The 19,200-nt window shown below is 62.9% G+C and carries 16 protein-coding genes; 6 read left to right on the top strand and 10 right to left on the bottom strand.

Translation table 11 applies throughout. From position 1 onward, the window contains the following. Positions 1–21: 21 nt before the first annotated feature. A complete protein-coding gene (locus tag ACZ1JY_RS19240) occupies positions 22–2,373 on the bottom strand; it encodes a TonB-dependent receptor (RefSeq protein WP_465131187.1) in 2,352 nt (783 codons plus the stop codon). Positions 2,374–2,733: 360 nt separating this feature from the next. Here ACZ1JY_RS19240 and ACZ1JY_RS19235 point away from each other — a divergent pair, with 360 nt between their 5' ends. Continuing rightward, positions 2,734–3,675 (top strand): helix-turn-helix domain-containing protein, encoded by a 942-nt coding sequence (locus ACZ1JY_RS19235; protein WP_465131186.1) that lies wholly within the window; start codon positions 2,734–2,736, stop codon positions 3,673–3,675. Positions 3,676–3,828: 153 nt separating this feature from the next. Here the strand turns inward: ACZ1JY_RS19235 and ACZ1JY_RS19230 are convergent, their stop codons facing one another. Both ACZ1JY_RS19230 and ACZ1JY_RS19225 read right to left on the bottom strand, forming a co-directional pair. Then, a complete protein-coding gene (locus ACZ1JY_RS19230; protein ID WP_465131185.1) occupies positions 3,829–3,999 on the bottom strand; it encodes a hypothetical protein in 171 nt (56 codons plus the stop codon). 52 nt (positions 4,000–4,051) lie between these two features. Next, a complete protein-coding gene (locus ACZ1JY_RS19225) occupies positions 4,052–5,821 on the bottom strand; it encodes a sulfatase family protein (protein ID WP_465131184.1) in 1,770 nt (589 codons plus the stop codon). A gap of 115 nt (positions 5,822–5,936) precedes the next feature. On the opposite strand from ACZ1JY_RS19225, the gene istA reads away from it, so the two are divergent. Together istA and istB are read left to right on the top strand one after the other, a co-directional pair. Next, positions 5,937–7,463, top strand: coding sequence for an IS21 family transposase (gene istA, locus ACZ1JY_RS19220; RefSeq protein WP_465131546.1), 1,527 nt, complete (start codon positions 5,937–5,939; stop codon positions 7,461–7,463). Beyond that, positions 7,453–8,235 carry an IS21-like element helper ATPase IstB gene (gene istB, locus ACZ1JY_RS19215; protein ID WP_465131183.1) on the top strand — a complete coding sequence of 261 codons (783 nt, stop codon included), beginning with the start codon at positions 7,453–7,455 and terminating at the stop codon, positions 8,233–8,235. The genes istA and istB overlap by 11 nt, the downstream gene beginning before the upstream one ends. 154 nt (positions 8,236–8,389) lie before the next feature. Here istB and ACZ1JY_RS19210 read toward each other — a convergent pair whose 3' ends face one another. The 4 genes from ACZ1JY_RS19210 to ACZ1JY_RS19195 are packed head-to-tail and all read right to left on the bottom strand — an operon-like array spanning position 8,390 to position 12,772. Next, positions 8,390–9,607, bottom strand: coding sequence for a GAF domain-containing sensor histidine kinase (locus ACZ1JY_RS19210; protein WP_465131182.1), 1,218 nt, complete (start codon positions 9,605–9,607; stop codon positions 8,390–8,392). Next, positions 9,604–9,885 carry an Hpt domain-containing protein gene (locus ACZ1JY_RS19205; protein WP_168904955.1) on the bottom strand — a complete coding sequence of 94 codons (282 nt, stop codon included), beginning with the start codon at positions 9,883–9,885 and terminating at the stop codon, positions 9,604–9,606. The genes ACZ1JY_RS19210 and ACZ1JY_RS19205 overlap by 4 nt, the downstream gene beginning before the upstream one ends. After that, positions 9,882–10,250: a response regulator gene (locus ACZ1JY_RS19200; RefSeq protein WP_465131181.1), complete on the bottom strand. Its 369-nt coding sequence runs from the start codon at positions 10,248–10,250 to the stop codon at positions 9,882–9,884. The genes ACZ1JY_RS19205 and ACZ1JY_RS19200 overlap by 4 nt, the downstream gene beginning before the upstream one ends. Continuing rightward, positions 10,247–12,772 (bottom strand): ATP-binding protein, encoded by a 2,526-nt coding sequence (locus tag ACZ1JY_RS19195; RefSeq protein WP_465131180.1) that lies wholly within the window; start codon positions 12,770–12,772, stop codon positions 10,247–10,249. Before ACZ1JY_RS19195 ends, ACZ1JY_RS19200 begins: the two co-directional genes overlap by 4 nt. 208 nt (positions 12,773–12,980) lie before the next feature. Here ACZ1JY_RS19195 and ACZ1JY_RS19190 point away from each other — a divergent pair, with 208 nt between their 5' ends. The 3 genes from ACZ1JY_RS19190 to ACZ1JY_RS19180 are packed head-to-tail and all read left to right on the top strand — an operon-like array spanning position 12,981 to position 14,930. Then, positions 12,981–14,183 (top strand): PP2C family protein-serine/threonine phosphatase, encoded by a 1,203-nt coding sequence (locus ACZ1JY_RS19190; protein ID WP_465131179.1) that lies wholly within the window; start codon positions 12,981–12,983, stop codon positions 14,181–14,183. Between the two features lie 17 nt (positions 14,184–14,200). Further along, positions 14,201–14,533 (top strand): STAS domain-containing protein, encoded by a 333-nt coding sequence (locus ACZ1JY_RS19185; RefSeq protein ID WP_168904959.1) that lies wholly within the window; start codon positions 14,201–14,203, stop codon positions 14,531–14,533. Further along, positions 14,526–14,930, top strand: coding sequence for an ATP-binding protein (locus tag ACZ1JY_RS19180; protein WP_465131178.1), 405 nt, complete (start codon positions 14,526–14,528; stop codon positions 14,928–14,930). The genes ACZ1JY_RS19185 and ACZ1JY_RS19180 overlap by 8 nt, the downstream gene beginning before the upstream one ends. Before the next feature lie 135 nt (positions 14,931–15,065). On the opposite strand, the gene ACZ1JY_RS19175 is transcribed toward ACZ1JY_RS19180, so the two are convergent. The 3 genes from ACZ1JY_RS19175 to ACZ1JY_RS19165 are packed head-to-tail and all read right to left on the bottom strand — an operon-like array spanning position 15,066 to position 19,163. Then, positions 15,066–16,928: a glycosyltransferase family 2 protein gene (locus ACZ1JY_RS19175; protein ID WP_465131545.1), complete on the bottom strand. Its 1,863-nt coding sequence runs from the start codon at positions 16,926–16,928 to the stop codon at positions 15,066–15,068. Beyond that, positions 16,925–18,208: a DUF3131 domain-containing protein gene (locus ACZ1JY_RS19170; RefSeq protein ID WP_465131177.1), complete on the bottom strand. Its 1,284-nt coding sequence runs from the start codon at positions 18,206–18,208 to the stop codon at positions 16,925–16,927. Before ACZ1JY_RS19170 ends, ACZ1JY_RS19175 begins: the two co-directional genes overlap by 4 nt. 28 nt (positions 18,209–18,236) lie before the next feature. Further along, positions 18,237–19,163, bottom strand: coding sequence for a hypothetical protein (locus tag ACZ1JY_RS19165; RefSeq protein WP_168904962.1), 927 nt, complete (start codon positions 19,161–19,163; stop codon positions 18,237–18,239). Positions 19,164–19,200: the final 37 nt, after the last annotated feature.

Genomic DNA, 19,200 nt, shown 5'->3' with positions numbered 1-19,200 from the left:
CGACCGGACCGATCCCGGTATTCAGTATCGGGCCGTGGCGGTCAGGCCGATGGTCCGTGGGCGGAAGCCCGAGAAGCGGGTCAATGGCGTCCCGACCAGGTTCTGCCCATCCAGCGCGGTCTTGGTGTCGAACAGGTTGTCCGCAAAGAGCGAGAGGTCGACCTTGTCGAGCTTCACGCCCACGCGGGCCGTCACGAAGTTGGTCTCCGGCGCCCCGTAATAGAACGGGATGAAGTTCAGCCCGTTGGCGGGATTCCTCTGGGCAACCTGTGACGATTCGGCGCTGGCATACTGGTAGTCGACGCGGGCATAGCCTTCGCTGCGGCCGGTCAGGGCGAAGCGGTATTCGGCGTTGAGCGCAATGCGCCACGGCGAACCCTGGATCCGGTCGCCCGCCGAGACCGCCGAGCTGCCCGGCCGCGGCGCGGCAGCATAGACGGTGTCCTTGAACTTGCCGTTGGTATAGCCGACTGCCGCGCCAAGGTTCAGGCCGTCGATGGGCGTGAATGCCGCATCGATGTCGAAGCCCTTGTTCTCGGCGCTGCCAAGGTTGGCGATGAACCCGCCGCCGCAGCTTGACAGAGTGACGAACTGCTGGATGTTCTTCCACTTGACGTAGAACAGGCTGGCATTGAACGTCAGACGACGGTCCGCAGTCTGGTTCTTGCTGCCGACTTCGTAGCTCCACACCGTATCGGAATCATAGGTGCTCGGGTTGATCCCACCGAGGCCGAGCGCGCCCAGCTGCGCCTGGCAGGGGGAGAGCTGCCGAGCGTTCGACCCGCCAACGCGGAAGCCCTTGGCGACCGAGGCATAGACCGAGTTGAGCGAGCTGATCCTGTATTCGAGTCCGAATTTCGGCGTTACCGGAGAGTCGCTCTGCTTGCCGGAGTCGGTGAAGGGCACCCCGCCGAACGGCCCGCCCACGCTGGTGAGGAACGAGAACTTGGCTGAGGCGACGCGCAGGCCTGCCGTGGCGGTGAGGTTCGGGGTAATGTCATAATCGACCTGGCCAAAGCCCGCGATCTGCTTGTCCACGGTCTCGAACGGATCCTGGTAATAAATCAGCCCACCGGGGAGCACGGGGATCCCGAAGACCGCCGTAAAGGGCAGACCGGTCGCGGTCTCGAACTCGTTGGTGAGCGTTGGGTCATAGACGAACTGCGTCGCGTTCTGCTTGGAGTGCTGGTAGAATCCACCGATAACCCAGCGCAGGCTCTGGCTCTTGTCGGTTGACTGGATGCGAACTTCCTGCGTGAAGCTGCGTTGGCTATTGCGAAACTTTGAGGGAGCCGCCGCGCCCGCGGGCGGGATCGGGTTGCCGAACACAATCGCGCGGTCCAGCTGAGTATAGTCGGCGATGACGTCCTGGTCGCGGTGAAGATAGGATGAGACCGAGATCAGACTGATATTGTCAGCAAGATCAATCGATGCAGTCAGCGACGGCACGTAGAACTCATCCTCGGTTGGCGAGGCGATCTCGTTGCCGTTGATGAACTTGCCCTGTGACGGATTGCTGAGGATATCCCAGTATGTCGGCGCATCATCGGTACGCTGGCGCTGGTAATAGAAAGAGGCCGTCAGCTTGACCGCCTCGGTCGGCGCAAGGGTAAGTGCCGCGCGGCCAGAGAAGGTATCGCCGCTGTTCGCGTCCTCCTGAATGATCGCTTTGGTGCGGGGATTGGCGCGATCTACCCAGCCAGCGGTCTTGCGATACCAGGCGCTCGCCCGGAAGCCGAGCTTGTCTTCTACAATTGGCGCGCCATAGGCCGCGCCGATTTCATAACCGACGCCGCCGTTCTTGGTCGTGCTGACTTCGGCGCGGCCATAGCCGGACTGGTCCGAGAGGCTCGGCGATGGGGTGATGAAGCGGATCGTGCCGCCCTGCGACCCGGCGCCGAACAGGGTGCCCTGCGGTCCGCGCAGTACTTCGACGCGTTCAAGGTCGAACGCCTCGGGAAAGGGCGAACCGCCCGAGTACCCGGCCCGGCGTGCTTGGATCGGTACGTCGTCGATGTAGATGCCCGTGGTGCTCGCACCGCCGTTTGAGCGGATGCCACGGATCGAGATGTTCGTAAGGTTCTGCGGTCCACCACGGTTGAAGTCGAGCCCCGGGGTCAGGCGCACGACGTCCTGGATATCGCGCACACCCTGCCGGTCCATCCGCGCCTGGGTGTAGGCGGTGATGCTGATTGGAACCTTCTGGATGCTTTCGCTGCGGCGCTGCGCCGTGACGACGATCTCGCCGTTAGCTGGCGTAGCTTGGCTGTCGCCATCGGGCTGCCCGGAGTCCTGGGCCATTGCGCTAGCATAGGGCAGGGCGGCCGAGGCAGTGGCCAGAAAGATCGAGAAGATCTTGGTTCGCTTGTTCATTGTTTTCCCCCCATCGCGTGAAGCGGTGTGTGTTGGCCGGCAGCTTAGTGCGCGGCATAGGGGGAAATTCGTTGACCGATCGGTCTGTGTCAACGCGTGGGGAGGTTAGAGAGGGGTGCGCAGCGGGCTTGTCGATGCGTCGCCCAATCTGAGATTAAATGACGGTAAAATAGTCATTTTTCCTGCCGACTCAAAGAATTTAATCGCCACGATGATGCCATTTTGGCCCCTTTGACGGCAGGGTGGTGCAACAGTTTGGCAACGTCGTGCAAGCAAGTTTGCCCGTAGGTGCGACAGCACTTGCCGAGACGCAGTTGATGCAACACTTTGGTCCCTAACAAACCACGGGATGAGTGACTCATGGTGAGCCCGCTTGAGTATGCAGAGGGTGCACGCGACCAAAAGACAACTCAGCTGCTGAACATAGAGCAGCGGATGAAGCAGCGGTTCGGCGACATTGGCGTCCGCCCCCTAGGCGCGGTCAAGCCTGCGCTTGCGATCGAGTGGCGCAGCTCATGCATCGGGCCGGCATTCGTTACGCAACTGAACGGAGTGGAGATCGCAAGGCAGGCCGGTGCGCTGAACGATCGCTGGTCGGACGCGGTGTTTCTAGTGCAGCAAAAGGTCGGAACTGCGTTCTGCCGGGAAGACGGCATGGAATTCCGGGCGGGGCCCGGCGAAATAGTGATCGTGGACCCCTGTCTCGACAGCTCGATCAAGAGCGAAGGACCTTGCAAGTTCCTCTCGTTCGGAATCCCCCGCGATACAATCCTTTCGCTCGAGAAGCGGGGGCTAAAGCCATTTCATAAGGTTATCCGGGCGGATACTGACATCGCCAGGATCCTGGTCGGCACTATCGACCTTCTCCTCAAGTCAAACCAAGCTGATCTCCTCACCACAAGAACTGCCAATCAGGTCCTCCTGGATCTGCTGACCGGGGCTCTGCAACTTCAACAACTCAGCGCATATGATGAAGAGCTTGAGCTGATCGAGAATATGCGAAAGTGGGTTATCGCGCGGGTTGGCATGGAAAGGACGGAAGTTCACGATCTCACGCGCCGCTTCGCCGTATCCGAGCGCGGGCTCTATCGACTTTTCGCTCGTCACCAGCTGACCCCAGACCGGTGGCTCTGGGCATGTAGGCTTGAAGTGGCGAAGCATCGACTAGATTTGCCTTTTGTCAACATTACGCAAGTCGCGCTGGAGACCGGGTTCAAGGACGTCTCTCATTTCTCGCGGTTGTTCAGCAAGATGTTCGGGGAATCACCAAGTGTGTATCGGCGAAAGAAATCGTCGATCTGAAAGCGGACGAAACAGTCGTTATCGCCAACATGGGTTACTTTGTTGAGGCGAATGTGACGGTCGCCAAATCTGAGGAAGGGGTCGCGCGCTCACATTCGAATGATTTGATGAGGCGGGGGCGCAAAATGCTTTGGGCGGTTGGAGGCGGGCCGGTCAATCGGCGGCGATACCGGGGAGGAACCGGAGGTTGTCACCGCTGACGTAGAGTTCGACGATCGCCTGGCCCTTGGTGGTCGCCGAGGCTTCGCCCAGATCGATCAGGTGTCCTCGCAGGGAGTCCCTTCGCTCATGATCTTCATCCTTCTTGGCTAGACGCGACCCCATTGTCCCAGGCCACGGATGCGGACCAACCCGCGTCGGGTCAGCGAAGGCAGTGTCATTTACCGCCCTTGCGGGCGAGGGTCTCCATCTCCGAAGCCAGGACATCCACCTGGTTACGACCGTGGCCGAGCGGTGGCATGTCGAGGAACGACTTGCCCTGGTTGTGCAGCGACTCCTTGAAGCCACCATCGGGAACCAGGTCGTCCACCCGGTCTGAGCGATCCGGCTCGACGTACCATTCCTTGGGGAATGGAGCAGAACCGGTGCCGCCGATCGCTCGGCGCACGCTGCCGATCGACGTCCGCGCGGTGTAGGGGATGACGTGGGCGCCGTCGCGGTTGGCCAGCTGCTTGAACATGGCGGCGCGCAGCGTGACTTTTGCATCGGTGTAGGCGGGATCGTTCGCGAGATTGTGCATCTCGTCAGGGTCCTCGGCGAGATCGTAAAGCTCGTCCCGATCATATACGCCGTAGTACTGGATGTACTTGAGGTTACCCCGGCAGATAGCGAAAGTGCCGGGCGTCATCGGGAACGACCATTCCCAGTAGTATTCGTACACGAAATCCGGTGCCTTGTAGGCCTGGGGCGCAACCTTGCCGGTGATCAGCGGCCAGGCACTCTGCCCCTCGAACTGCGGCGGTGCGGCAACGCCCGCCAGGTCGAGGAAGGTGGGCGCATAGTCGAGATTGCGCAACAGAGCCGGATTGGTCACCCCGGCCGGGACTGTTCCGGGTGCGACCATGATCATCGGCACCCGGACCGAGGGTTCATAGGCGGTGCGCTTGTCAATCAGACCGTGCTCGCCGATCTGGAAGCCATTGTCCGAGGTGAACACCACGAGCGTGTCCTTCTCCAGACCCTTCTTCGTCAAATAGGCCATGATTCTGCCCACGCTGTCATCCACCGCCGAGAGCGTGGCGTAGTAATACCGGAGGTACTCCGGCATCTTCATGTCGGCGTTGTAGAAGAAGTCGACCCCGTGCCAGGAATTGCGCTGGTTGTAGACCCACATCGGCTTGCCGGCATAGTTCTCGGGGGTGTTCGCCGCGCTCGCCGGCAAGGCGAAATTCACTTTGTCGTACTGGTGTGCGTAGCGGGGCGGCGGCAGCGGGTCGGAATGGACTGCCTTGTGGCTGAGATAGAGGAAAAACGGCTTCTTCGGATCACGCTCCTTGTCGAGCCAGTTCATCGCATAGTCGGTGAGCTCGTCGGTGATGTAGCCGCGCTGCGGCACCCGCTTGCCATCGACATTCAGTGTGTTGGCCGTGCCCTTGGCCGCCTGTGCCGCAGAGATGCCCTCGGTCGGATAGTAATGCCCCTGTCCCGCGAAGCTCACCCACATGTCGAACCCGGGGCGTGGAGCGTCGGTCGCCTGGCCCATGTGCCACTTGCCGACGAAGGCCGTCTGGTAGCCGGCCTTCTGCAGATAGGCCGGGAAGAAGGTCAGGCCATCTTCCGACGAGTTGTTGTTGTCGACGATGCCATGGTTGCGGGCCGTTTGTCCGGTCAGGATGGTGGCCCGGCTGGGGCTGCACAGCGATGACGTGACGACCGTGTTGGGGAAATAGGTTCCGCGCTTGGCCAGCAAGTCGATGTTTGGCGTGCGGATCTGCGGCTGCAGGAAACCCATCCCGTCGTAGCGCAGGTCGTCGAGGATGATGAAGATGACATTGCGCTGTTGCGCGCCAATCGCCGCCGGTGCGAGTGCGGCGTGAGCGGGTGCTGTCTGCACCGGCATCGCCGACTGGCCGATTGCGCCCGGCGCAGACGTCAGGACGGCCCCTACAAGAGCTGCTTTGCCCAAAATTCGTTGGCGAAGAGCCATCACTGTTGATTGCCACTGAGAAGTGACCCGGGAGGGGCCGTAATTTCCACTGAGATTTGACCCATGTTCTGATCGTTCCCCTGGCTGGCAGTCGGGGGATCATGGAGTGATCGACATGGCGTTATTGAGTGTGATCCGCCGCTGGCATTTCCGGGAAGGTATGCCGATCCGGGAGATCGAACGGCGCACCGGCTTGTCCCGCAACACGATCCGCAAGTACCTGCGAGCCGGGACAGTCGAGCCGCAGTTCAAGGTGCCCGAGCGGCCCAGCAAGCTCGACCCGTTCGCCGAGAAGCTGTCAGGCTGGCTCAGGGTCGAGGCCGGCCGCTCGCGCAAGCAGCGCCGCACGGTCAAGCAGATGCACGCCGATCTGGTGACGCTCGGCTATGACGGCTCATACAACCGGGTCGCCGCTTTCGCGCGGGAGTGGAAGGTCGACCGCCAGCGCGATGCGCAGACCAGTGGGCGGGGCACATTCGTCCCGCTTGTGTTCATGCCGGGAGAGGCCTTCCAGTTCGACTGGAGCGAGGACTGGGCTATCATCGCCGGCGAGAGGACCAAGCTGCAGGTTGCGCACAGCAAGCTGTCGCACAGCCGCGCCTTCATCGTCCGGGCCTACCTGCTCCAGACCCACGAGATGCTGTTCGATGCCCTGACCCAGGCGTTCCGGGTTCTGGGCGGGGTTCCACGTCGGGGGATCTTCGACAATATGAAGACCGCGGTCGACCGGATCGGTGCCGGCAAGGTGCGTCAGGTCAATGCCCGGTTCTCGGCGATGGCCAGCCATTACCTGTTCGAGCCGGAGTTCTGTAATCCCGCCGCCGGATGGGAGAAGGGTCAGGTCGAGAAGAACGTCCAGGATGCCCGGCGCCGGCTGTGGCAGCCATTGCCGTGCTTCCCCGATCTTGCCGAACTCAATGCCTGGCTCGAGCAGCGCTGCATCGAGCAATGGCACGAGATCCAGCATGGCGTCATGCCCGGCACAATTGCCGATGCCTGGGCGGACGAGGTCGCCAGCCTGATGCCGCTGGGACGCACCTTCGACGGGTTCGTCGAACATGCCAAGCGGGTCACGCCGACCTGCCTCGTGCACCTCGAGCGCAACCGGTACAGCGTACCGGCCTCCTTCGCCAACCGCCCGGTCAGCCTGCGGGTCTATCCGGACCGGATCGTCGTGGCGGCCGAGGGTCGGATCCTGTGCGAGCATGAGCGGATCATCGAGAGGTCCCATCATCTGCCCGGGCGGACGGTCTATGACTGGCGTCACTACCTGGCGGTGATCCAGCGCAAGCCCGGAGCCCTGCGCAACGGAGCCCCCTTCCTGGAGATGCCCGATGCCTTCCGGCAGCTGCAGGCGTCCCTGCTCAAGCGCCCGGGAGGTGACCGGGAGATGGTCGAGATCCTCGCCCTCGTCCTCCAGCACGATGAACAGGACGTCCTCTGCGCGGTCGAGTTAGCGCTGGAAGCCGGCGTGCCGACCAAGACCCACGTGCTCAACATCCTCCACCGGCTGACCGACGGCAAAGCGGGTACACCACCGAAGATCGACGCTCCCCAGGCCCTGACCCTGCGACGTGAACCCAAGGCGAACGTCGAGCGCTATGACGCGCTGCGCAGCAGGGAGGCCGCCCGTGCGTCATGATCCTGCCAGCGCCGCCGTCGTGGTCATGCTGCGTGGCCTCAAGATGTACGGCATGGCCCAAGCCGTTGCGGACCTCATCGAACAAGGCGCACCAGCGTTCGATGGCGCCGTGCCGATCCTGTCGCAGCTGCTCAAAGCCGAGGTGGCCGAGCGCGAGGTCCGTTCGATTGCCTACCAGACCAAGGCGGCCCGCTTCCCGGCCTACAAGGACCTCACCGGCTTCGATTTTGCTTCCAGCGAGATCAACGAGGCCATGGTCCGCCAGCTCCACCGCGGCGACTTCATTGACGGCGCCAACAACGTCGTGCTGATCGGCGGGCCCGGCACGGGCAAAACCCATATCGCCACGGCCCTCGGCATCCAGGCCGTCGAGCATCATCGCAAGAAGGTGCGCTTCTTCGCCACCGTCGACCTGGTCAATGCCCTCGAGCAGGAGAAGGTTCTGAACCGCGCCGGCCAGCTCGCCGATCGCCTGCTCCGGCTCGACCTTGTGATCCTCGACGAGCTCGGCTACCTGCCGTTCAGCTCATCGGGCGGTGCCTTGCTCTTCCACCTGCTCAGCAAGCTCTATGAGCGTACCAGCGTCATCATCACCACCAACCTGAGCTTCTCCGAGTGGGCCGGGGTCTTCGGCGATGCCAAGATGACCACCGCGCTCCTCGATCGGCTCACCCATCACTGCCACATCCTGGAGACCGGAAACGACAGCTTCCGCTTCAGAGCCAGCAGCGCCGCAGCCCCCAAATCGCGAAAGGCCAAATCACCCGCTTGACCCCACCCCCGCACCGGGGGACACATATCCACCCGGGTCAATTCTCGATGGAAATCCCGGGTCACTTCTCAGTGGCAATCAACAATAGGACATCAAAAAGCCAGCCAACCCGTTGCCGGAAAAGCAGTTACGCCGACATGGTTAGCAAAGGGTTTCATTCCGCCTTGCGTTCGGCAGGCAACGAAACCCAGAACGTCGTGCCAATGCCTTCTTCGCTGGAAAAGCCAATCCGCCCTTGCATGAGCGTGACAAGCTCGCGCGCAATCGCAAGGCCCAGTCCGCTGCCAGCCTTCTCCGTCGCGTCCGTCTCTCGCGCCTGCTCGAACCGGTTGAATATCCGCGGCTGGAATGCCTTCGGGATGCCCCGTCCCATGTCTTTCACACAGATGACGATGCGCTCGCCCTCGCTTCGGGCAGCAAGCGTGACCGCAGCGCCACGTGGCGAGAACTTGATCGCATTCGAGAGCAGATTGGAGAGAACCTGCTGCAGCCGGTTCGCATCTGCCTTCACCATGCATCCGGACACGTGGCATTGGCTTTCCAGGCGAACATCGTGCGCCACCGCGAAGCCGCTGGCTGCCTCGACAGCTTCACGCAACTGGCCTTCCACATCGAGCGGAACGACATCGACGGTGATGGCTCCTTCGGCCAGGCGGCTGAGGTCGAGCACGTCATTGACGAGTCCGGCCAGGCGCCGGCTGTTGTCCCGCGCAATGCGCACGAGACGACGGGCGTTCTCGGGAAGGTCGTCAGAAAGGCGATCAAGCAGACCGAGCGAGCCCATGATCGAGGTGACGGGGGTGCGCAGTTCATGGCTGGTGGCCGCGAGAAATTCGTCCTTCATCCGATCGAGCGCGCGATGGCGTTCCTCGGCCACCGTGCTGTCGAGCCGCAATTCGATCAGGTCCACGACGAGCCGGGCGAGCTTCGCCAGCGTTTCGCGCTCCTTTTCCGAAAGCGTCCGGGGGCGATGGTCGATCAGGCATAGCGTGCCGGGAACGAGGCCGTCCTTCAAGCGCAGCGGAGCGCCGGCATAGAAGCGAATGGCCGGGGCGCCGGTGACCAGCGGATTGTCTGCAAAGCGTTCGTCGGCCAGCGCATCCTCGATCACGAACAACTCGTCAGAGAGGATCGCGTGGGCGCAGAACGAGATGTCGCGAGCCGTCTGGTCAGCATCAAGCCCAACCTTGCCCTTGAAGCACTGCAGGTCAGCACCAACGATCGAAACAAGGCTGATCGGCACGTCGAAGGCGTTGACGGCCAATTGCACTGCGTGATCGAACGCCGGTTCCTGCCCGGGGCCTTCAAGCCGGTAGCGTGCGATGGCATCCAGACGGACAGCTTCGTTGTCGGGCAGGCGGGCGGTGATCATGACGGGTCCTTTTCCTCGAGCGCTTCCCGCAGCGCGTGGACGAGTGCGGAGACATCGGGGTGATCCTTCTCGACGTGCTCGAGCGCATCGACTTTCGCGGCAGCGTGGCCGACTTCCGTGAAGCCGAGGGTTGCGGCAATGCCTGCCAGTTTGTGGGCTTCACCGCGAAGGACGGCGCTGTCACGTTCTCCATCGGGACGTTCGAACAGTTCGAGGGTCTGCGTCATGCGGGCACTGAAGCGGGCGCGGATCGCGACAAGAGGGTCAGCCCCGGTCATGGCAGGAATTCCCGGCATTGCGCGGCCAGGGTCATCACGTCAAACGGCTTGGCCAGCACCCCCGCCGCGCCCGAGGCGAGGAGAGATTCAACGTCCCTCGACGACGTGCGGGCTGTTATGAACACGACCGGCACCTCATCCAGGCTGCTGTTCTGGCGCAGGAGCCGCAAGGTGGCGGGGCCATCGAGATCGGGCATCATGAAATCGAGCAGGATCAGTTGCGGTTTCCATTGCTCGATGAGAGCCAGCGCATCGCTGCCTGAAGCGCTGGTGCGCACCTCGAGATCAGGGTCGAGGGACAGCGCCATCTCGGCGATTTCGCGGATATCGGCGTCGTCGTCGACGTAGAGAACGGGGATGGTCATGTGTTGGCCTCTCCGGCCGCGCTGGCCTGCGCAAGCCTGCTGACGGTCCGCACGAGGTGGTCGATCGGCGTGTGCGACTTCGTGAAAAACGCCTGGACCTTCTCGGAAACTTCCGGGTCGGCGTCCTGCGCCGAGAAGATGATCACCGGAAGCGGTCCGTTGGGCGCCTTGGCCAGATCGCCGAGCAGGGCAAGACCAGAGCCGTCGGTCAGACCGAGATCGAGAATCGCAAGATCCAGTTCGGTCCGGGCGATCGTCGCACGGGCCATTTCCACGCTGGGTGCAGCAAACAGCGTAGCCTTGCCCTCAAATGCAGCCTCGACAAGGCGGACGATGTCGGGGTCATCCTCGGCATGGAGCACCCGCGGCAAGCGGCTGGCCCCTTCCTTGCCCGAGGGCAGCTTGTTGATGACGCGGTTTACCGCCTGCACCACCTGATCGAGGGAGAGCGGCTTTCGCAGCCAGTCCTCGATCTGCAGGACCTTGGCCGACAGCGCATCGCCGTCTGTCTCGGCCGAGATCATCAGTATCGGCGTTGCTGGTGCGGCGCCGTCACGCAACTCTCGCACCAGCGCGATGCCTCCCTCGCCGGGCAGTTCGGCATCGACGAGGATCACCGAGAAATCCGCACCGGCCGCCGTGGCGAGAGCATCCTGCGCTGTCGCGGCGATCCTGCAGGTCAGGCCGTTGTCGCTGATCATCTGCGCGAGGGCATGCGCGACGATCGGATCGTGTTCGCAAAGCAGCACACAAGGAGCGATGCCGATGTCATGGTCCCGCAGCGCCGGAAGGACAACCGTGAAGTTCGAGCCCTTGCCGGGCGTGCTGTCCACCGTCACCTTGCCGCCAAGCCGTTGCACGATCTCGCGAACTATCGCGAGGCCGAGACCGGTGCCTTCCTTCTGACGGGCATCAGACGAATCCGCCTGGGCAAAGCGCTGGAACATGCGGCCGAGGAATTCGGGAGCAATGCCGCTGCCGCTGTCGATGACGCTGACAGTGTGGGCATTGCGTCCCGCTTCCACCCGCACTTCGACGGTTCCGTTCCGTGGAGAGAATTTGGCCGCATTCGAGATGAGATTGGCCAGCACCTGCATCAGGCGGTCGGCGTCGACCCAGATCGGCGTCGGTCGATCCGGCTGGGTCAGTCGCAGGGTTACCCCGTAGCGTTCGCCGTAGGACCTGTTTGCGACGATGGCCTGCGCGGCAATCTCGCCCAGATCGTTCCGGGCATTGTTGAACACCATCTTGCCGGCATCGAGCTTCTCGATATCGAGAATATCGTTGATAAGGCGGACAAGACGTTCCGAATTGTTGTGCGCAATCTCGATAAGCCTTCCCGCCCGATCCGGCAGCGCGCCTCCCGCTCCGCCAGCAAGCAGCCCCAGCGAGCCTGCGATGGAGGTGAGCGGCGTGCGCAATTCATGGCTGACGCTGGCGACAAACTCGGCTTTCATCCGCTCGATCTTCTTGCGCTCGCTCATGTCCCGCACGACCGCAACGTAGTGCATCCCGTCGGCCAGCGAGACGGCGCTTATGGCGACGTCCGCCAGGAGGGGGGTGCCATCCTTGCAACGACCGGGGATTTCCTGAAGCGAGCCGGGTTCGCCGTCCTGCAGGTTCATCTGCCGCAATTGCATCGCGACTTGTCCGACGGGTGTCGGTGTCGCGAAGAGCATGCCGACATCACGGCGCAACAGTTCCTCCTCGGCATAGCCGAACATGCGGGCAACGGTCTGGTTGACCGATTCGATCGACCCGCTGGGATTAAGGATGATGATGCCGTCCATCGCGGCATCGAGAATGGCTTTTCGCCGTCGTGAAAGATCGGCCACGGCGTCCAGCGCCTGCGACCTGCTCTTGGTGGCACTGGCGATTGCCACGGCTGCGCCGGTGAGCAGCACGAGCAGAGCGCCGAGGATGGCCAGAGCCGTCATCTCGAGCCGGTTGCGGGCGGCTCCGGACCGTGCCGAGAGCCGATCGAGACGGCTTTCCTCGGACAGCTGCAGCTCGGCAATCTCGGAGCGCAGTGCATCCATGGCCCGCTTGCCATCCCCGGAGCGAACCCGACCGACGGCCTCCGTCGCTCGCCCCGAGGTCGCGAGAGTGATGGTCTCGCGAACGAAGTTGCGCTTCTCGACCGAATGCTGGCGCAGATGCCGCAATTGCTCGCCTGCGTTTCCGTTTTGCTCAAGCCGATCAAGCTTGGAAAGTTCAGCATCGATTGCCGGTTCAGCAATGCGATAGGGTTCGAGAAAGTCTTCCTGCTGCGTCAGGACATAGCCGCGCGATGCAGTTTCAATATCCTGATGAAGCGAAAGAATCCGCTGCAGTTGCAATCGGCGGGCGTAGGACTGTTCGACCTCGTTGCGTAAATCCACTGCCTGCCGGGCCTGGCTGACGAGCAGGAATCCCACCACCACGATCCCCAGCGTGACGGTGACCAAAAGCGCCACGAGAAGAATGCGAGGGCGGCCGCGATCAGCCGCGCGCGCGCCGGTGAAGTCGAAAGCGCCAGTCACAGCGGATCGGGGCCGCAGCCGAATCGCAGCGCGATTGCCGGAATGAAGGCGATCCGGGCTTTTGGTTGATCGTGGCTTGTGCACGGGCTGCAGGCAAATTCGAGCATCTGCTTGCAATCTTGCACAAATCCATGAAATTCAATTAAAAATGATCTGCATTCCGATGTCCGCGAAAGGTTCGTCGGCAGACTTTCGGAGCAGCGTACCGATGAATCTTACGGCACCCTTACGGATCGCACGTCCGCTTGAGGTGCTGCTGGTCGACGACGATGACTTATTCCTTGATCTGACCTCCCTCGAACTTGGTCGGCTGGGCTGCGAGGTCCAGGGGGTGACCGATGCACAGCAGGCGCTCGACCTGCTTTCGCGGCAGGAGTTCGATGCGATCATCACCGACTGGCAAATGCCCGGGATCGACGGGATCGAACTGGTTCGCCGCGTGCGCAAGGCCGGTTCGGCCGATCGCTTCCGCTATGTCGTGCTGACGACGGCGCGGGCCGATCCGGACACGGCGCGGGCTGCGCTGGAGGCGGGCGCGGACGACGTCCTGTTCAAGCCGCTCGACCGGCTGCAGGTGGAACTGACGATCGCGTCGATCAAGCGCACGGTTGAACTGCAACGCCGGCTCCATCGCCACAACCGCCATCTCAAGTCGGCCCACCAGCGCACGCGCGAAGCGTTCAGGCGGATCGAGGCGGACATCGAGGCAGCCGCGAGGCTGCATCGCGGCCTGCTGCCGATGCCGACAGCTCGCGATCGGTTTGATTTTGCCTGGAGCTATCTGCCGGCCAGCAACCTTGGTGGAGATTCGCTCGGTCTCGTCACGCTCCGCAACGGGGCGACGCTGTTCTTCCTGATCGACGTGAGGGGGCATGGCGTTCCCGCTTCGCTGGCGTCGTTCCATGTCCATCACCGCCTGATCCAGCTCTCCCCCGAGACGCCGCAGGCGCTTGAGACGGCGATTGCGCAGCTCAATGACGAGATTGTGAACCAGCCCGAGGAGACATACTGCACCCTGATCTGCGGTCTGTTCGATGCCGAAGGCCGTAAAGGTCACATGGTCCGCGCCGGCCATCCACAGCCAATCGTGGTGCATGAAGGTGCGGCGGTCGAGACGAAGATTTCCGGCGGCTTCCCGCTGGGATGGTTTGCAGGCCAGCGTTTCGTCGCCGAGCCGATCGAACTGCCCGACGAAGCTACGCTGCTGGTCTATTCCGACGGGCTGACCGACTGTGTCGATATCGACGGCGCACCACTGGGACATTCTGGGCTGCAGCGTGCCTTGCAAGGGAACGTCGGCGACAGGCCGGTTGAGAAAATAGCAAGGCTCGAGAGCTACTTGCGCCGGTTGCAGCCTCGCAGCGGCTTCGACGATGACGTTTCGGTATTGGCGCTTAGGCGCAAGGCCTAGAGGGAGATTCAAGCTTGATGAACGCTCAGCAGTTAGAGGATATCCTGGAGATCACGATAGACGGACCTAGGATCGACTCCGTCGTCGCGCCACAACTCAAGATCGATCTGGAGCAGGCCGTGGCGCAAGCACCCAAGAAAATCGTTCTCGACCTGTCGTCCGTCGACTTCATGGACAGCACGGGCCTCGGCGTGTTCGTGTCCCTGTTGAAGAAGCTGGGGCCTGACGGGGCGATTGCCGTTGCTGGGGTGCAGCCCGCCGTGCTGCGCCTGTTTCAGCTGACGCGCCTCGATACCCTGTTCCGCATCGTGGACGACCTTCCCGCGGCAAGAGCGCTGGTGCGTGGCTGATCTTTCCTCTTCATGCGACGCGACATTCGAAGGCGTGCGCCTGCTGGCCGAACGTCTTCGCGTCTGGTGCGAAGACGCGGGCCTGCCCGAAGCCGCTCGCATGGATCTGGAACTGGCGCTGGTCGAGGCGGCAAACAATGTCGTCAGGCACGGCTATGCCGGATCGCCCGGCGGCAGGCTGGACCTCGAGGTGCGAAAGGTGCCCGGCGGCGTCGAAATGGCGCTGAGCGACCATGGAACGCCGATACCGGCCGCTCGGCTGCATTCGGTGCACAGCCCCGCGTTCGACAGCGAAAGCGGACGCGGGCTGGCACTTATTGCCGCCTGCACGGATCGCATCGGCTATGTCGAAGGGCGAGAAGGCAACCGCCTCGAGCTGTTCAAGGCGCTTCCCTGACGCAGTCCTCGCAGGTCGGCGCCGGCCGGCTCGCCAACTTTTCGTCGTCGAGTCGGATAAGCAGAAGGCCCGCTCCGGCCAGTGCCAGAGCCGTCAGGATGTGACTGCGACCCCTGCGCAGCCCGGTTCGCCAGTTCATGCGTCGCTTTCCGGTTTCCACATCGCCGCGCGGACCATGATGGACATCGCGAGGATGTTGTTGAGGCCCCACAGCCCGTTCGCGATCAGTCCGCCGAGGGTGTAGCTGCCATATCCCAGCGTCAGCGCCACCGCCGCCCAGAGGAAAGCGGCAACCGTCGCGATCATTACGGCAAGTTGCGGATAGACGAGGTGGAGGAAGTTGCCGGTTTGCCGCTCCTTGGGCGTCACCGGGAACTTGATCTTCTGCTTCCGGATCACTGCCCACAGCGCGCGCAGCGAGATCGGGAAGGATGCGAGGTAACTGACCTTGCCCTTGTATCCCGACAGGCCCCAGGTGCCGACCATGAAGGCGATCTCGTTCACGATCAGGAACGGCAGTGCGTGCACGAAGAAGTCTCTGGTGTAGGCCGACACAGGCGTGACGCCGAAGACAAGATAGATCAGCGGCGCGATCAGGAACAGGCAGTTCCACACCGCGCCGAGGTAGGACCAGAACGTGGTCAGGTACATCAACCGCTGCCCCAACGACATGCCGCGCGCGGTCAGCGGGTTGTCGTGGAACAGGATGTCCAGGCTGCCGCCGGCGTACTTGAAGCGCTGGATGGTCCAGGTAAGCAGGTCCTGCGGGCTCAGCATCCTGGATTCGACGTCGGGGTGAAGCACCGACTTCCATCGCCGCGAGCGGTCCTGATGCAGCACGATCGAGGTGTAGATGTCTTCCGAGACGTGGAACTTGTAGGGCGTAAGCTCCTGCTCCTGCGCCGCCTGCCACATGGCCAGAGCTTGCTTGTCAGGATCGGCCTTTCGCCTCGTAAGCCGCTGCAGCTTGGAACGGGTCTCGTCCGAGGCCTTGTGGATGGCATCGGCATACGCCTTGAGCGCCACGAACATGACGGCTTCGCGCCGGTGGATCGAGGCAGCGCCACAGCAGAAAGCAGCGTTCCACGTGTTCCGCCGCCGCTGAATCACGTCATAGAACATCGCCGGATCATTGACGAACGGGTCTTCGCCAACTCGGATCTCCCCGAAAAGTCCTTCCACGGCACGACCGAAGATCCGACCGAGCCTGCCGACCTTGCGCCCGAGAAAATTGCTTAGCGTCTCTCCTTCCGGCAGGTCATAGAACCATTGCGGCGTCTGTACGAAGGCCACGTCGGGATCGCGGAAATAGCCCAGCGTTCGTTCCAGCAAGGTCGGAAACGGTCGCGTATCGGCATCGCAGATGACGATGAAATCGCCACTCGTCTGCTCCATCGCGTTGCGCAGGTTTCCCGCCTTGAAGCCTTCGTTGGTGGCGCGGGTGATGTAGTTCACGCATTCCTGCGCGGCGACAGCGGCCATGGTGGGACGCCGACCGTCGTCGAGCACATGGACGTTGAGCAAGATCGGGTGCGGATAGCGGATCGCCTTGGCATCCTGGATCGAAAGTCTGACGAGTTCCTCGTCCTCGTTGTAGGTGGCAATGAACACATCGACGCTGATGGCGCGATCGGCCTGGGGCGGTTCTGCCAGACAATCGGAGAGAAACTGCGGCGGCGGGCGGCGGGGATAGTCGCGCACTTTCCACAAGTTCAGCGAGAACAGCACCAGTCCGATCCAGGCGCAGGTCTCGGCGAGCACCAGCGGCACGGCGAACCATGCGGCGTCCCAGTTGATCGAGGCTGTCCAGCGCCACCCGATGTACCAGGCACCAAGGCCGATGTTGAGTACGGCGAGGACTTGCCAAAGCAGCTCGATGGGCCGGGACGCCGGCAGCGGGTCGGGCGGGCGACGGTCCTCGAAGCGCGTAAAGTAGAAGTCGCCGGCGGCTTTATGGGCCGCTTCGGCGTCGGACGGCGCCGTACCGAGCGCGTTCACTTCGACACCAGCGCGGGCAGCGAGCAATCGCCGCCCGTCCCCCCTTTGATCTGGCCTTTGATCTGGCGATCTGCCGAGAACAGCTTGCCGACGTTGCGATAGAGGATGCTTTCCAGCACCGCCGCGTTGGTCGCCGAAGAGCGGGTCCATTCGTAGGCACCCGAAGCTTCATAGCGACCTTCGTACCAGCCAGATGCGGGATCGTACAAAGTGCTCAGCGTGCTTGTCAGGGCCTTGGCCTGACCACCGTCATGCAAGGCTGCAAGCATGAAGCCGGTGCGGGTGGAAACCAGCGCTAGTTCGGGATGCGCCTTGCCGTCCTCCCCGGTCGTGCTCCACGGATACCCGCCAGAAAGCACGGCATCGGTCACCGCAAAGGGCGCGCTGGTCCGGCGGAAATCGCCGCGGGCCGTGACAAGGCCCGTCCGTTGCCAGCGCCGTGTCTGCACGCGCCACAGCCGCTCCTCCATGGCCCGAGCCGGCGCAAGGTCCTGACCACCGGGCGCCTTCCAGCCGAACTCGATGCCGAGCAGGGCGTATGGTGCGGATTCAAGCGGGGAACGATCAGCCAGCGCGAAGTCCTCGCTCTCGATAGTGATGCGAGCCTCGCCAGATGTGGGCGAAGGCGCAGCGACGCTTTCACCCCAGGCGCCGAAGCCCTGCGAGGCGTAGAGTGCTGCACCGCCTTGCCGTTCTGGCGCGTTCTCAAGACCCTGGCCCGAGGGCAGGGCGGCACGCAGATGGCCGGCCTCGTCAACTGCGCGACAGGTCTGCCAGCGGGACAGCGCCCGCGCAACGAAAGGTTCGTACTGCGGATAGCGGTCGACCAGCATGCGCAACCAGATAAGCAGCCGTCCGGCCTCGATCGAGGACCAGCCGGGATCGACGCCCGGGCGTGGGGGGTCGATCAGCCCGCCGTCGCGCGTGCTGTAGTAGCGGGCCGGCATTTCGCCGTTCGAGAGCGGCATGCTGGAGAGGAAAGTCAGCGCCGAACTCACGTTGTCGTCGAATTCGCGGCGGTCTATGACATGCAGGCGGTCAGCCGCGATGGCAGCGGCGATCTGGTCGCCGATCGCAGAAGGGGTGGTGAAGCCCGAACCGGCAACCGCTTCGACCACGCCGGTTGCGCCCGACCGGGCGGAGCGGAAGTAGGACCAGGCTGCCTTGGCGTGCGCGTCGTCCGTGGGACCGGGGCTCACATAACCGGTGGTCTCTTTGACCAGCGAGCGCGCGATGACGCCGCAGCCACCGAGGATGCCGGCGAGAGCAAGACCGGCCATGAGCCGAGCTGTTCGAGTGTACTTCATGTCAGAACCCGTGATTCCAGCTGAGGGAGATGCCGCCGTCCTTGAAACGGCCGCTGTTGCGGGCGCGTGCGCGGCCCGGAAAGCGGTTGCCCGAATAGTTGGCGTACTGGATGGAAAACCGGTTCGAGCGATAGTCGAACAGGCCGAACGAATAGGTGTAATCGGGGTCCCACGGCTGCTGGCCATGGGCATAGGCGAACAGGTTCACGTCGACGAAGAGACGGTCCGTGAAGGGATAGCGGCAGCCCAGATTGGCCGAGGTCTTCCAGCTGCCGGTTCCGCCATCGTTGCGGTCGAACCGGGGCGAAGCGTTGAAGCCGACGCGGCAGTTTATCTGCCGTCCCTCGCCAACCAGAAACAGGCGCGCCAGCTTGTCGGGCATCGGCGCCTTCCAGCCAAGCGACACCGTGCCGTGGTCAAAGGGCGTGACCCGATCGCCCTCGCGCGGGCTGAAGCGGTTGTTGGCGTAGTTCGAATACACCAGACTGAAGGTGTAGGGGTGCCAGTCGTCGTAGCCGAAACTGTAGGTGAAATCGGGGTTCCACCGCGCGCGACGTTCGGGCTGGAGATAGCCATAAATCGTCGCCTGCGCGAACCAATGGCCGACAGGCTGGTAGCGCAGCGTCAGATTGGCTGTCGCGCTGGCGCTGTTCAGCGCCCCGGTCGTAACCCCGCCAGCCTGTTCGGATGTCAAGGGAATGCCGATGGCCGGGGTAACGGTCAGGCCATCGAGCAGGTTGGCCAGTTTCGAATCATATTTGCGACGCAGGAGATCATCGACCGGAAAGGCGAAGGAGCTATTGATGCCGTCGAGGACCGGATCGCGCGAGGACTCTGCAGGCGGTTGCCCGTCGAGGGACTGCGCCAGCACCGGGGAGCATATCCCGACCAGGCTGGCCACATTCACGACGACGTTTCGCAGTACCAAGGATCTCTCCGGTTGCACGGTTGATCGCAGCTTGTAT

It is taken from the genome of Novosphingobium sp. BL-A-41-Hi4B-X5A, assembly GCF_055521705.1.
The sequence above is the reverse complement of the archived record's forward strand: the minus strand, read 5'-3'. Positions and strand labels throughout refer to the sequence as shown.